Origin of the sequence: Elstera litoralis, assembly GCF_000963705.1 — a bacterium.
Lineage (GTDB): Bacteria > Pseudomonadota > Alphaproteobacteria > Elsterales > Elsteraceae > Elstera > Elstera litoralis.
The window spans coordinates 1-12,826 of record NZ_LAJY01000089.1 but is presented as its reverse complement, the minus strand read 5'-3'; the positions used below and the strand labels follow the sequence as shown (position 1 = coordinate 12,826).

At 63.0% G+C, this 12,826-nt stretch carries 18 protein-coding genes; 4 read left to right on the top strand and 14 right to left on the bottom strand.

Annotated elements, in window-relative coordinates; all coding sequences use genetic code 11:
* Nucleotides 1-754 (top strand): GTP cyclohydrolase II (locus VZ95_RS04575; protein ID WP_232302475.1); only part of this gene is annotated, 754 nt, incomplete at its 5' end.
* Here VZ95_RS04575 and VZ95_RS04570 read toward each other — a convergent pair.
* Genes VZ95_RS04570 through VZ95_RS23840 form a run of 4 tightly spaced genes read right to left on the bottom strand, consistent with a single transcriptional unit; the run spans nucleotide 718 to nucleotide 2,315 of the window.
* On the bottom strand, nucleotides 718-1,104 hold the full coding sequence (locus VZ95_RS04570; RefSeq protein ID WP_052711479.1) for an iron-sulfur cluster assembly scaffold protein: 387 nt from the start codon (nucleotides 1,102-1,104) through the stop codon (nucleotides 718-720). The genes VZ95_RS04575 and VZ95_RS04570 overlap by 37 nt on opposite strands.
* A 16-nt stretch (nucleotides 1,105-1,120) precedes the next feature.
* Complete coding sequence (locus VZ95_RS04565; protein WP_045774821.1) at nucleotides 1,121-1,570, bottom strand: SufE family protein; 450 nt, start codon at nucleotides 1,568-1,570, stop codon at nucleotides 1,121-1,123.
* Nucleotides 1,571-1,585: 15 nt separating this feature from the next.
* Nucleotides 1,586-2,089: a tetratricopeptide repeat protein gene (locus VZ95_RS04560; RefSeq protein WP_156995050.1), complete on the bottom strand. Its 504-nt coding sequence runs from the start codon at nucleotides 2,087-2,089 to the stop codon at nucleotides 1,586-1,588.
* Entirely contained in the window at nucleotides 1,998-2,315 is a 318-nt protein-coding gene (locus VZ95_RS23840) for a hypothetical protein (RefSeq protein ID WP_156995048.1), read from the bottom strand. The genes VZ95_RS04560 and VZ95_RS23840 overlap by 92 nt, the downstream gene beginning before the upstream one ends.
* Nucleotides 2,316-2,415: 100 nt before the next feature.
* Here VZ95_RS23840 and VZ95_RS04555 point away from each other — a divergent pair, with 100 nt between their 5' ends.
* The gene (locus VZ95_RS04555; RefSeq protein ID WP_045774820.1) at nucleotides 2,416-3,297 is read left to right on the top strand and encodes an SDR family oxidoreductase; all 882 of its coding nucleotides are present in this window, start codon (nucleotides 2,416-2,418) and stop codon (nucleotides 3,295-3,297) included.
* Between the two features lie 48 nt (nucleotides 3,298-3,345).
* The gene (locus VZ95_RS04550) at nucleotides 3,346-3,939 is read left to right on the top strand and encodes a hypothetical protein (RefSeq protein ID WP_045774819.1); all 594 of its coding nucleotides are present in this window, start codon (nucleotides 3,346-3,348) and stop codon (nucleotides 3,937-3,939) included.
* Here VZ95_RS04550 and VZ95_RS04545 read toward each other — a convergent pair.
* The 7 genes from VZ95_RS04545 to VZ95_RS04515 form a co-directional block, all read right to left on the bottom strand.
* Entirely contained in the window at nucleotides 3,936-4,421 is a 486-nt protein-coding gene (locus VZ95_RS04545; protein WP_045774818.1) for a thermonuclease family protein, read from the bottom strand. The two genes, VZ95_RS04550 and VZ95_RS04545, sit on opposite strands and share 4 nt — an antisense overlap.
* Nucleotides 4,400-4,873, bottom strand: a complete 474-nt coding sequence (locus VZ95_RS21575; RefSeq protein ID WP_052711477.1) for a peptidoglycan-binding domain-containing protein — start codon at nucleotides 4,871-4,873, stop codon at nucleotides 4,400-4,402. Before VZ95_RS21575 ends, VZ95_RS04545 begins: the two co-directional genes overlap by 22 nt.
* Nucleotides 4,874-4,958: 85 nt before the next feature.
* The gene (locus tag VZ95_RS21570; RefSeq protein WP_052711476.1) at nucleotides 4,959-5,543 is read right to left on the bottom strand and encodes a recombination protein O N-terminal domain-containing protein; all 585 of its coding nucleotides are present in this window, start codon (nucleotides 5,541-5,543) and stop codon (nucleotides 4,959-4,961) included.
* A gap of 7 nt (nucleotides 5,544-5,550) precedes the next feature.
* On the bottom strand, nucleotides 5,551-6,495 hold the full coding sequence (gene era, locus VZ95_RS04530; protein ID WP_045774817.1) for a GTPase Era: 945 nt from the start codon (nucleotides 6,493-6,495) through the stop codon (nucleotides 5,551-5,553).
* 13 nt (nucleotides 6,496-6,508) lie between these two features.
* On the bottom strand, nucleotides 6,509-7,192 hold the full coding sequence (gene rnc, locus VZ95_RS04525; protein WP_332307978.1) for a ribonuclease III: 684 nt from the start codon (nucleotides 7,190-7,192) through the stop codon (nucleotides 6,509-6,511).
* A gap of 6 nt (nucleotides 7,193-7,198) precedes the next feature.
* A complete protein-coding gene (lepB, locus tag VZ95_RS04520; protein ID WP_045774816.1) occupies nucleotides 7,199-7,951 on the bottom strand; it encodes a signal peptidase I in 753 nt (250 codons plus the stop codon).
* A 27-nt stretch (nucleotides 7,952-7,978) separates the two neighbouring features.
* Nucleotides 7,979-8,872, bottom strand: coding sequence for a DMT family transporter (locus VZ95_RS04515; RefSeq protein ID WP_045774824.1), 894 nt, complete (start codon nucleotides 8,870-8,872; stop codon nucleotides 7,979-7,981).
* Nucleotides 8,873-9,102: 230 nt separating this feature from the next.
* Between VZ95_RS04515 and hisN the strand changes: the two genes are divergently transcribed.
* Nucleotides 9,103-9,882: a histidinol-phosphatase gene (hisN, locus tag VZ95_RS04510; protein ID WP_045774815.1), complete on the top strand. Its 780-nt coding sequence runs from the start codon at nucleotides 9,103-9,105 to the stop codon at nucleotides 9,880-9,882.
* 66 nt (nucleotides 9,883-9,948) lie between these two features.
* Here hisN and VZ95_RS28495 read toward each other — a convergent pair whose 3' ends face one another.
* The 3 genes from VZ95_RS28495 to VZ95_RS04500 are packed head-to-tail and all read right to left on the bottom strand — an operon-like array spanning nucleotide 9,949 to nucleotide 12,594.
* The gene (locus VZ95_RS28495; RefSeq protein ID WP_332307977.1) at nucleotides 9,949-10,218 is read right to left on the bottom strand and encodes an AMP-binding enzyme; all 270 of its coding nucleotides are present in this window, start codon (nucleotides 10,216-10,218) and stop codon (nucleotides 9,949-9,951) included.
* Nucleotides 10,182-11,579 (bottom strand): AMP-binding protein, encoded by a 1,398-nt coding sequence (locus VZ95_RS04505; RefSeq protein ID WP_332307976.1) that lies wholly within the window; start codon nucleotides 11,577-11,579, stop codon nucleotides 10,182-10,184. The genes VZ95_RS28495 and VZ95_RS04505 overlap by 37 nt, the downstream gene beginning before the upstream one ends.
* Before the next feature lie 37 nt (nucleotides 11,580-11,616).
* Nucleotides 11,617-12,594 (bottom strand): hypothetical protein, encoded by a 978-nt coding sequence (locus VZ95_RS04500; protein ID WP_045774814.1) that lies wholly within the window; start codon nucleotides 12,592-12,594, stop codon nucleotides 11,617-11,619.
* Between the last annotated feature and the right edge of the window lie 232 nt (nucleotides 12,595-12,826).

Genomic DNA, 12,826 nt, shown 5'->3' with positions numbered 1-12,826 from the left:
CCGCCGTCGCCGATGCCGCCATTCGGTTGATGAAAGCCGGGCAACTGCTGCCCGCCGCTCTGCTGGTGCCGCTCGCGGGCCGGTAGACGGGCTTCTCAGCCTGCCGCGCCAACTCGTTCTAGATGCAACCCTGCAAGGCCAGCCGCGCTTGCGCCGCCTGTCGGACGCGCGAGTTCCACTGACGGGGGCGGAGAAAACCCGCGTCATCTCCTTCCGCGACCAAGTGACCGGCATCGATCATTTGGCGCTGTTGATCGGCGATCCGCTGAGCCAGGACGCCCCCCTGGTGCGCCTGCACTCCTCCTGCATCACCGGCGACCTGCTCGGCTCGTTGCGCTGCGACTGCGGCGAACAGTTGCGCGGCGCGATTGTGACGATGAACGACGCTGGTGGCGGCATTCTTCTGTATTTGCAGCAGGAGGGGCGCGGCATCGGCATCGTCAATAAGCTCCGCGCCTACACGCTGCAAGACGGCGGCATGGATACGGTCGACGCCAATACCACGCTCGGGTTCGAGAACGACGAGCGCGATTTTTCGCTCGCGGCCGAAATGCTGCGCCAGTTGGACGTTCCCGCCATTCGCCTGCTGACCAATAATCCCCGCAAAGTCGGCCATCTCGCCGGGTTCGGGATTGAAGTGCGTGAGCGGGTTCAGCACGCGTTTCCCGGCAACCCGCATAATTTCCGCTATCTCGCGGCAAAAGCCCGTAAAGCCGGTCACTTGCTCCCGGCGGAAGACGAAAGCGCGCGCTGAAACGCCCGCACGGGCAAGAGCACCGATCCGTGCCGCTGCGGGACGGATCGGGCGGCTGCGAGGGGGGCGAGCCAGGACCAGGCTTCAGGCAGGGTATCGTCCGATTTCAAAAGCTTTTCAAGCACATCGGCGAGCGTGTTGAAGAAACCTGCCTCCGCCCCCAAGGCGCGCGGGCCGATCACGGCGCAACTGGCTTGGCCAAGCGCACAGGCTTCAATTCCCCAAGCGAAATCGGCGATTTTTCCGGCCTCAACGCGGCTGAACAGCGTCAGGCGACTGCCGCAGACGGGGCTAACAACCTCGGTGCAGGCAGCCGGGGGCGGCAGCGCCCCTAAGCGGGGAATCTGCATCGAAAGCCCAAGGATTTCATCCGTGTACGGAAGCATCCTCACCTGCGGCATTGGTTGCACTTTCAAAAATCCGCCGGACCATCGACAGCAGGCCATTGCTACGGCTCGGGCTCAAATGCTGCGACAGGCCGATGGCTTTGATGAAATCGGGCGGCGTCGTCAGAATCTCTTTCGGCACGCGGTTATCATAGACCGAGAGCAGCAGCGCGATCAGCCCCGCCGTGATGATGGCATCACTCCCCGCCTGGAAGTGCAGGCGACCATCCCGAAGCTCGGAGGCGATCCACACCTGGCTCTGGCAACCGCGCACTTTATACTCTTCGGTTTGAAACGCAGCAGGCAGCGCGGGGAGCGATTGGCCGAGATCGATGATATATTGGTAGCGCTCCTGCCAGTCGGGCAGCGCTTCAAAGGTTTCGATGAGTTCGGCCTGCGCCTCGGCGATGGAGAGCAAAGGGTCGGTCATTCCAGGTCTTTCCGCTTAAGGCTTTTTTACGTCGATAGATTCGAGCCCGGCGCGGGCTTGATCGCCCGCCGCACTCTCGGGATCGAGGCTCAGCACCCGCAACCAATCGGCCCGCGCGCCGGGCTTATCGCCCTTCAGGGCTTTCACGGCCCCGCGTTCGGCTAAAGCATCGGGCGCATTCGGGCGTTGAACGAGGGCACGGGCGACATCCTCCTCAGCAAGATCCGCCGTGCCGAGCAGCCGGTAGGCCGAGGCGCGATAGACCAAAGCGTCGGCGCGGCGCGGGGCAAGCTCTAGCGCGCTATTGAGATCGTCAATCGCTTCCCACGATTGCTTCAGCGCGAGGCGGATGATGGCGCGATCAATCAGGAAATCCACATCGCGCGGGCGGCGCTTTAGGGCTTCCGACTGAAGCGGCAAGGCCCGGCTAGCATCGCGCGCCAGCAGCCACGCCTGCGCCGCTTGAGCATAGAGATCGGGCGCGAGATCGGGGCGTTTTGGCCGCCGCTTCGGCCGCAAGCGCTTCCAGATCGGGCGCGGCATATTCGGGGCGACCATAGCGGATCATTGCGACAGCAGCGCAGTGGCGCGCGGCCAGCCCGCCCCCCTGTTCGGCCCAGGTGCGGGCGGTTTCATGGGCTTGCAGCGGGTCTTGCGCGGTGAGGCGGAGGCAGTTCTCATAGCGCACCGCCTCCGCGCCGCCGAGCGACAAGGACCGCTGCGGTTGCTTCGGCGTCGCGGCCAAGGCTCCAACCGCAAGAATGGTCAGGCCGAGAGAAAAAAAAGACGAAGGCGCGCACGCTGGCTTCCTTGGGAATTCGATCCTAGCAGCCTATATAGTCCCTATGACCCAGTCTCAAGATGCTTTGCCGCCGCTTTTTTGTTTTGGCTACGGCTTTTCCGCCCAGGCTGCCGCGCGTTTGTGGCTGGACGCGGGCGGCCATGTGATCGGCACGACGCGCGATCCCAGCAAACTCAAGCAGATGCGCGCCGAAAACATCGAGCCCTTCCTGTTCGATGCGGTGCCAGACGACAGCTTGTTGAGCGCAGGGGCGATCCTCTCGTCGGTCGCGCCGACCGAGGCGGGGGACGATCCGGTTCTGCAACGATATGCCCCGATCCTGGCCCAAAGCGCCGCGCGCTGGATCGGCTATCTCTCGACCACCGGCGTCTATGGCGAGGCGAACGGCGCTTGGATCGACGAAACCGCCCCACTCGCCCCGACCACCGAACGCGGTCGCCGCCGGGTTGAGGCCGAAGCCGCCTGGCTGAAACTGGCCGAGGCTTCTGGATTGCCGGTACATCTCTTCCGCCTCAGCGGCATTTATGGGCCGGGCCGGTCGGCGCTCGAAACCGTGCTGGCGGGCCGGGCGCAGCGCGTCGAGAAGCCGGGGCAAGTGTTCAACCGCATCCATGTGGAGGATATCGCGGCAACCCTCTGGGCTTCCTGGCAAAAACCCAATCCCGGTGCCGCCTATAATCTCGCCGACGACGAACCCGCCCCGCCGCAGGAGGTGATCGCCTACGCCTGCACGCTCGCGGGCATCGCCGTACCGCCGCTGGTGCCGTTCGAAGACGCCCAACTTTCGCCGATGGCGCGCAGCTTCTATGCCGAGAATAAGCGCTTGAAGAACCAGAAGATTAAGGCGGAATTAGGCGTGTCCCTGCGCTATCCCACCTACCGGGAGGGGCTTTCCGCCGAATGGCAGACCCGCGCGGAACGCTGACCCGTTTTCCTTGATGCGCCGGGCCGAAATCGCCATATAAAGCGCATCATGAAGACCAAGACGAAATTTTTGACGGCGCTTACGGCGGCGGTGCTGATGCTTCCGAGCTGTGCCCCGTCGGGCATGACGCGCGTCAGCCAAACCGATATCAGTTCCGCCTACACGCGTACCGATCTCTCTATTTCCGCCGCACGCGGGGCCGTGCCAGTGATTTTCTCGGGCGTTGTTCCCGCGACCGATAAGGCCCGTGCCGAACGGGCGCTGCTCGCGGCCCTCCCCACTCATTACACGGCCAACCTCGCTTGGCGCGCCGCCTCCCCGGCCGATCAAGAGGGCCTTGCCGCGCGGCTGGTTCTGGCCTTCGGGCCGGACCCGATTTATCCGGCGGATCGGCTGTGCGGGCTGAAACCTGGCTTCACCATCGCCCCGCCCTCGCCGACCGAGCCGGTGCGCGCGGTTGCCGCCTATTGTCGCGGCCCCTCGGCGCTCTCCTCCACCGTGGGCGATGTCATCGATGCCGCCGGGATTGAGGGCACGAAGGCGCAGGCGCTCGTCGGCGATATGACCAATGCCCTGCTGCCGACCCGCGTTCCTGGCGACGATGACTTCCGCCGCCCGCTGTTCTTGCGGGTTGGGAGCTAAGCTTTCTTCTTCGCCGGTTTTTTAGCCCCGCTCCCGCAGCTTGCCGGGAGAGGGATGCGTTCGTTCATGTTGAACCCTGCCGCCTCGGCGCGCTGCTGCTGAAGCTTGTAGCGGCCCTTGCTGGTGGCGGGGCAATCGACCGCCATTCCGGCTTCGACCATCAGCGCTGAAATATCGAGCCCCTCGATTTCACACATGCCGCTACGGGCGCGCTCCACCAGGGCGGCAGTCGGATCGAAGTGGCAATAAATCCGCCGGGAGGCGATGCGCCGGTGCAACCAGCCGCGCGCCTCGATCTCGACCGCGCTGCCCACCGATGCGGTCACAATGCCGTGCAGGCGGATTGTTTCGATGCCGAGCCGAAGCGTGCTGCCGCCAGTAATTTCGGCAAAACCATCGACCGTTTCCGGCGACACCGCCGCCTGCGCGCTGACCGTCAGCCCCAGGGCGAGCAGCGCCGCTAGGATTGCAGGCGCTGCCATTGGTCCACCGTCATCTTGCCGGTTGCGGGTGCGCCGACCGAATTCTGCCATTCTTCGATAGCCCGGCGGGTGCGGCTGCCCATTTTCCCATCGACCGCGCCCGGATCGAAGCCCCGCGCTTTCAGCACCGACTGAAGCTGGCGGACGGACGGCATTCCGGCCCCGGTCGATTGTCCCCCGCCGGGCACCGCACCAGGGGTATTAATCAGGCTCATGCTCGGCCCCGCCGTGCATTTCGCCGCCAAGATCGAGCAGTTCCAGAAATAGCCGGGCGGCTTGCCGGTGAGGGTGCCGCCGGTCGAAAGCTCGCACGAACAGGTGGTTTCGGCCTGACAGGCGCGGACCCCCAGCGTGGCGGGGCCGCAGGTCATGGCCTGGGCGAAGGCCCCGGACGAGAAAAGCCCGAGGGCGGAAGCGACCAGCGCGGTGCGGGCAAGAGCGTGGAGTACCATAGGGCGCATCCCGAAAGCGTCTGAGATGCGCGCATCATAGGCATTTGTAAGACGGGATTGGAGAGGCAGTGTTTGCCTAGCGCGGTCAAGCCGCGCGGGGTTTGCCTAGCGCGGCAGGATTGCCCCCAGCAACAGCCCGCGCGCCATCGGCAGCGGGCGCCCCAAGGTCTGCGCGGTTTCGGTCAGTGCCGGCGTGATGCGGTGCAGCCGGTCCGCCCCCTCGCCGAAAGTAAGGCCGGGGTGCGCCCCCGCTTCCTGCAACAAGGCTTCTTCCAAAAACGCCGTAGCGTTCCAACCAATCATTGCCGTCGAGCCCGGCGAGGAAATACGCGCAGGCCGCAAAAACCTCCGGCACCGGCATGCGTTCCGGCAAGAGCGCATCGATCAAGGCCATTGCCGAGGCCAGCGCCAGCAGTTTGGGGGCTTGGCCGAAGTAGCGCAATGCCGGGGTTTCCTCCGGCTCCAACGCCCAATAGCCGAGGCCGCTGTCCATCCGGCTATTCCAGGCCGCCACTACGCGCGTTCCCGGTTGTCGCCACGGCAGTTTCGCGGGGGAGCCGCGATGAAAACCCAAGTGACGCCCGTAGCTATCGGTCAGCAGGCTCACCACCATGCCCGACTCGCCCTGGGGCCGCAGCGATAGGATATAGCCCTGATCGCGCCAGCGCATCGGAGCCTTACGCTTTGAAGTTCAGGCCGAGCGAGGCGTAAATCGAGCGGTCTTCGGTCCAATTCTCGCGCACTTTGACGTGCAGAAACAGGTGAACCGTGCGCTCGAAATGCTTCATCATTTCCCGGCGCGCGGCCTGGCCGATGGATTTGATCTTCTGGCCATTGGCGCCGATGACGATCATCTTTTGCCCCGGCCGTTCCAGCGTGATCGTCTGTTCGATCCGCACTGAGCCGTCGGGCCGGTCATTCCACTGATCGGTTTCGACGACGAGGCTATAGGGCAATTCGTCCTGCAACTGCATGAAGAGCTGCTCGCGCGTCAACTCTGCCGCCATCAGGCGCAGGGAGGTGTCGGCGAGTTGGTCGTCGGGATAGTGCCACGGGCCTTTCGGCATGCGCTTAGCGAGATCGGTCAGAACATCCTTCACGCCGGAGCCCGACAGCGCGCTAATCATGAAAGTCGAGGCGAAATTTACGCGGGCATGGATGGCCTGGGAGAGTTCCAGCAGCTTCGGCCGATCCACCAGATCGACCTTGTTCAAGACCAGAATCAGCGGCGCTTTCGACTTGGCCAGCCCTTCCAGAATCGCGTCTTGCTCCTCATTGAGGCCCTTGCGCGCGTCGATGAGATAGAGCACCGCATCGACATTCTGGGTGCTTTCCCAAGCCGCCGAGATCATCGAGCGCTCCAGACGCCGTTTCGCGCCGGAGAAAATGCCGGGTGTGTCGACCAGCACGATCTGGGTTTCCGCCACCATCGCAATCCCGAGTGTACGGGCGCGGGTGGTTTGGGCTTTCGGCGTAACGATGGAGATTTTTGCGCCCACCAGGGCGTTGAGCAGCGTCGACTTCCCAGCGTTCGGCGAGCCGACCAGCGAAACGAAGCCGCAGCGGGCATTCTCCGGCCCGTTCGGATGGGCGGTTTCGGAAGATTGGTCCTGGTCGGTCATCGGGTAATCCGGGTTAGCATGGCTTCAGCAGCTCCTTGTTCGGCGGTTTTTTTGGAGGGGCCGTGCCCCTGGCGTCGCCGAACCCTTCGATATGCACGGCCACGTCGAAGACCGGCGCGTGTGGTGGCCCATCCTGCGCCACGACAGTATAGGCGGGCAACGGCAGACCGCGCGCCAGCGCCCATTCCTGCAATTTGGTTTTATTATCGGTCGGCGGGGCCGAGCCCGGTTTCAGAAGATCGGCCCAGAAGCGCTGGATAAAGCTGCGCGCAGGCTCAAGCCCGCCATCCAAATACAGCGCCGCGATCACCGCTTCCAGCGCGTCGGCCAGAATATTGGCGTTCAGGCGGTGAACGTCTTTCTGATCGTTTTTAGCGAAGGTCAGATAATCGCCCAGGTGCAGCTTTTTGGCGATGTCGGCCAGCGCATCGCGCTTCACCAAATGCGCCAAGCGCCGCGCTAAATCGCCTTCGGCCTCATTGCGCGCCCCGAACAGGGTTTCGGCGATGACGAGGCCCAACACCCGGTCGCCCAGGAATTCCAAGCGCTCGTTGCCGCGATCGTGCCGCCCCACCGCCGAGGCGTGGATGAGCGCCTGCGCCAGCAGATCGGGGTTCTTGAACTCATAGCCGATCTGCGCCATTAGGCGCGTCGACGATTGGCTGGGGGGGGCGGTTATCCGAGCGCGGGCGGTCATGCGGCCTTAGTCCAGCCCTTGCCCGATCCGGTTGAAGCGCAGCGTCCACGGCAGTTCCCAGAAGCGGAACAGCGAGCCATCGACCGACAGCCAGATCACCTGAGCCTTGCCGACGAGGTTTTCCACCGGAACGAAGCCCACCGAGGCGCGGCTATCTTCCGACCCGTCACGATTATCGCCCATCATGAATAAATGCCCGGCGGGCACCTCGTACACACGGGTATTATCGAGCGGCCCGGCGTCCGACTGTTCGATGATGGTGTGCTTGCGGTTGCCCGGCAGCGTTTCTTCGTAGCGGCGCGTGCGGATCGTATAGCCCGATTCAGTGCGGTAGACGTAATCCTCGACGAAGCGGCGGTCGACCAGCTTGTCGTTGATATAGAGCCGCCCTTCGCGCATCTGCACCCGGTCGCCCGGCAGGCCGACGACGCGCTTGATATAGTCGGTCTTATTATCCTGCGGGGTTTTGAACACTGCCACGTCGCCGCGCGCGGGCAGCGTGTCGGACGTGCGGCCCGAGAAAATCGGCGGGCTCAGCGGGAAGGAATGGCGGCTATACCCATAGGAATATTTCGTAACGAAGACGTAATCGCCCACCAACAGCGTCGGAATCATCGAACCCGAGGGGATGTTGAACGGCTCGGCGAAGAAGGAGCGAATGCCGAGCGCGATGACAATCGCAATCGTCACTTGCCGGATCACATCCCACCAACTATTCGCCTTCGATGCGGTTGCCTTGTTGGACACGCCTAGTTTCATCACTCACAATCCAAGCTTGGGGCCGCCTTATTTGGCCACCCGAGCTTCGCGATACAAGATATAGAGTCCGCTGGCAATAACGATCGCGCTGCCCAGCACGACGGTGCCGGTCGGCAGAATGCCTAAAATGAGCGCTTCAATCGCCACCGCCCATAGCATCGCGGTATAATCGAACGGCCCGATGACCGAAACGGGCGCGAGGGTGAAGGCGCGCGTCATCAGCACCTGCGCCACGCCGCCGATCAGCCCGACGCCGACCATGACGGCGAGATCGTAAAAGCTTTGCGGCCAGATCCCAATGAACGGCAGCGCGAGTACGCCGAGCACCGTCGTGAAACTGGTGAAATAGAAAACCGTGACCACGGCAGGTTCGGTGGAGCCGATCCGGCGAATGAGCACGCTCACCACGGCATAGGTCAGCGCGCCGCAAATCGGCAGCAGCGACCAGAGGCTGAAACTATCACCCCCCGGCTGGACAATATAGAGCACGCCCGCAAACCCCACCAAAACCGCAAGCCAATGGGCGAGCTTCACCTTATCGCCCCCCAGGACACCGGAAAGCGCGGTCATAAACAGGGGGGCCGAAAACCCAAGCGCGACCACCCCCGACACCGGCAAATATTTATAGGCGGTGAAGAAGCACACCATCGACACCGCGCCGAAGCAACAGCGCATCAGGTGCAATTTCGGGTTCCGGGTGCGCAGAATGCGGAAGCCGCCCGCGCGCTGCACGATCCACAGCACCGGGATCATGGCGAACAGGCTGCGCGCAAACAGAATCTGAAACGTGTGATAGCCGGACGTGGCCATCACCTTGATGAGAAAATCCATAATCGTGAACAGGCCCGCCGCGCCGCACATACAGGCGATGCCGGTTAAAACGGCATCGCGCGAGGATTGAGCCGAAAGCACCTGAGCCATCAAAAAACCTGCCAATGCCGGGGGAAGAACGCCAAAGCCAACGGGCATTGACGAGAATGCGCGCCGAAATTCTGCTTTTTCCGAAAGTGGATGCGTGTATCGTGCGCTGGCCTATGCGGGAGCGTCAATCACCAAAAGCACGCTGTGAATGCAGCACTTGCACATCTGATGAGCAGCTTTCCGGGGTGGACGTTCTTGTTTTATTCTGAAACTGCCTTTCTGAGGTTCCGATGTCCCTGCCCGCCGTCTCCCCCGCTTGGCTCGAAACCGGCATTGCCTTGGCCGACGCCGCCCGCCCCATCGCGCGCCATTATTTCCGCTCGCGTCTCGCTATCGATACCAAGTCGGACCTATCGCCGGTGACGATTGCCGATCAGACGATTGAAGCGGCCATGCGCAAGATCCTGGCCGAAACGCTGCCCGATCACGGCATTCTCGGCGAGGAACATGGGGCTGACCGCACCGATGCCGATTACGTTTGGGTGCTGGACCCCATCGACGGCACCCGCGCCTTCATCTGCGGGGTGCCAACCTTCGGCGTGCTGATCTCGCTCTGCTACCAAGGCCGCCCGATTTTCGGCATCGTCGATCACCCGGCCCTGGGCGAGCGTTGGATCGGCGGCATCGGCCTGCCGACCACGTGGAACGGCGAGCCCTGCCACGCCCGCGCCTGCACGAAGCTTGCCGACGCCTATCTGTTTGCCACCAGCCCCGATATGTTCAAGGGCACCCAGCGCGAGGCCTTCGCACGGCTCGAAACCCGCGCGAAAGAACGCCGCTTCGGCCTCGACTGTTTTGCGGCGGGGCTGATCGCCGGGGGCCATATTGATGCGATGGTCGAAACCTCGCTGCAACCCTACGACTATTGCGCGCTGGTGCCGGTGCTGGAACAGGCGGGCGCGACCATCACCGATTGGGACGGCAAGCCGCTGACCATTCACAGCAACGGCAGCATTATCGCCGCCGCCACCGCCGAACTGCACGGGGAGATTCTGGCGGCGCTCGCCTGAGCACGCGGGATCGTTAAGGGGCAATCGCCCCTTAACCGGAGGTGCAGGAGGCAGCGCCTCCTGCGGTCACGCCGCGCCCACCGTATCGAAATAATAGCTGCTAAACTCTTCGCGCAGTTTGGTTTTCAGCAGTTTGCCCGTCGCGGTATGGGGCAGGCCTTCAACGAAAACCACATCGTCGGGCAGCCACCATTTCGCGATACGGCCTTCATAGCCCGCCAGCACCTGTTCCTTCGTCGTCGTCGAATCGGCTTTGCGGACACAGAGCAGCAGCGGGCGTTCGTCCCATTTCGGATGCTTTAAGCCAACGACGGCGGCTTCGGCGATGCCGGGCATGGAGCCGCGATATTCTCAAGCTCGATGGTGCTGATCCACTCGCCGCCGGATTTGATGACATCCTTGCTGCGGTCGACGATTTGCATACGCCCTTCCGGGTCGATGGTCGCCACGTCCCCGGTCATGAACCAGCCGTCTTTAAAGGCGGGGTCATCGTCGCGGCCGAAATAGGCGCTGGCGATCCAATGGCCCTGAATCCACAGATCCCCGAAGGCTTTGCCATCGTGGGGCAGATCCTCGCCCTCGGTGCCGGTGATGCGCAGATCGACGCCCGAGACGACGCGCCCCTGCTTGAGTTGCCGCGCGGTGCGCTGATCTTGCGGCAAATCATGCTCGGCGGGCGTCAGATTATTCGCGGTGCCGAGCGGGCTGGTTTCGGTCATGCCCCAGGCGTGCAGAACATACGTGCCAAGATCATCGAACTCCTGGATCATCCCCGGCGGGCAGGCGGCCCCGCCGATGACGACCCGGTCCACCGCATCCAGCCGCTGCCCTGTCGCTTTCAGATGATCGAGCAGCATGCGCCAGATCGTCGGCACGCCCGCCATTAGGGTTACGCCTTCCGTGGCGATCAACTCGGCCATCGGTGCCCCCGCCAGCGCCGGGCCGGGTAGGACCAGCTTCGCGCCGATCAGCGGGGCCATATAGGGCACGCCCCAGGCGTTCACATGGAACATCGGCACTGCGGGCAGAATGCAGGAGGCGCGCGAGACGTTGAACACGTCGGGCATAGCAATCCCATAAGAATGCAGCACGCTGGAGCGGTGCGTATAGAGCACGCCCTTCGGGTTGCCGGTGGTGCCGGAGGTATAGCAGAGGCTCGACGCCGTGGTTTCCGGGAACTCCGGCCAGTCGAAGCTTTCCGGTCGGCCCGCGATCCATTCCTCATAGCTCAGCGCATTTGGCAGGCTGGTTTCCGGCATATGGGCGCGGTCGGTGAGGATCACATAGGCTTCGATCTTTGGGCAATGGGCCGCCAGCTTCTCCATCAGCGGCACGAAGGTGAGATCGAGGCAGAGAATCCGGTCTTCGGCGTGATTGATGATATAGGCGATTTGATCGGGGAACAGGCGCGGGTTGATCGTATGGCAGACCGCCCCGATGCCCGATACGCCGAAATAAAGCTCCAGATGCCGATAAGTGTTCCACGCCAGCGTCGCCACCCGGTCGCCCAGCACAATGCCAAAATCGCTCAAAGCATGGGCCAATTGGCCGACGCGGCGATAGGAATCGGCATAGGTGTAGCGATGAAGATCGCCTTCGCAGCGGCGGCTTACGATTTCCTGCCCGCCATTCCAGCGCGCGGCGTGTTTCAGTAGCGGCGCGATCAGCAGCGGGCGATTCATCATGGAACCGAGCATAGTGGAGCCTCCCCTTTACGTTATTGTTAGGGGAAGATTAGCCTAAATTTGGCCCCTCGACCACACGCTCTTCCTGTTGATCCCAGCGGAACTGAGGGGGCGACTCGAGCGCGCAACCGCCGATCCAGCGGGGCTGGCTGCCGAACTGGAGCGCATCCATCTGCCCCATCACCACCGCCCCGCCGATGGGGGTGAGCCGGTAGCGGTCGTCGGCCTGTTCCAACAGCGCGAACGGCGCGCGGCTAAGGTCGCGCAGCACCGGATAGAACATCATATCCCCCAACCACGCCGCCGGCTCTTGCAGGCAGACCGAGGCGAAGATCGCCCCGGCGGTCTCGGCGCCATCGGCGACCGCCCGCAAGGCCAGCCGCTCGGTCATGCTCAGCCCGTCGCGGCTACCGGGCAGATTGGCGAGGTGGCGGCGCAGGGCAGCGGGCAGATGCGGCAGGCTGACCCCCTCGGGCCGCCGGGCCGGATCGTCGAGAATGGTTGCCAGCGCTTCCAGCGGGCGCGGATCGGGGGCGCACCAAAGCTCCCACAGATAGCCGCCGAGTTTCAGTTCCGAGACGGTCACGCGCCGCCGGGCTTCGAATAGGCGCGTCAAAGCGTCGGGCGTCTGCCGTCCTAAGAAGTCATCGGCCTGAACCAACGTCAGCGCCCGGTGCGGATGATCGGCGAACCAGGCGAGCAAGCGCACGAGAATGGATTGATCGAACAGATCATGCTCCACCCAAATCACCACTTCGGCGAAATCATCGGCCCGCGCCAGCGCCCGATCCTGATCGATCAACTGCCCCAGAACCGCTGCGAGGATCTCGCCGTAGCGGTCGGCGATGAAGCGCGCCCGCGCAGCCCGATATGAATCATCGGTTAAACCTTCAGGAGTCGGTCCATCACAGACCGGATCGACCCAGGCGAGATACGCGCCGGGCAACCCCGCTTTTTGCAACGGTTGCGCGAGATCCGAGCCGCAGCGAATATGGAGAAAATCCTGTAAACCTTTGGAATTCATCATTCAATCCGCCGTAAATCCTACAACCGCTCCCCTGATTGGCGTATTCTGCACCATCGTGGCTTTCAGCAGAATACAGATTTACCGACAAAATTTAACGAAGATGTCTTTTAATATCGGGTCGATAGCGTAATATCTGGGTTTCAGGGCGTCAGCTATGATGCTATTTAGAAACTGGTTTTCCGTGAAGAAGCCGGATCGGATGGAACTTAAAGTCACCTTTTGGGGCGTTCGC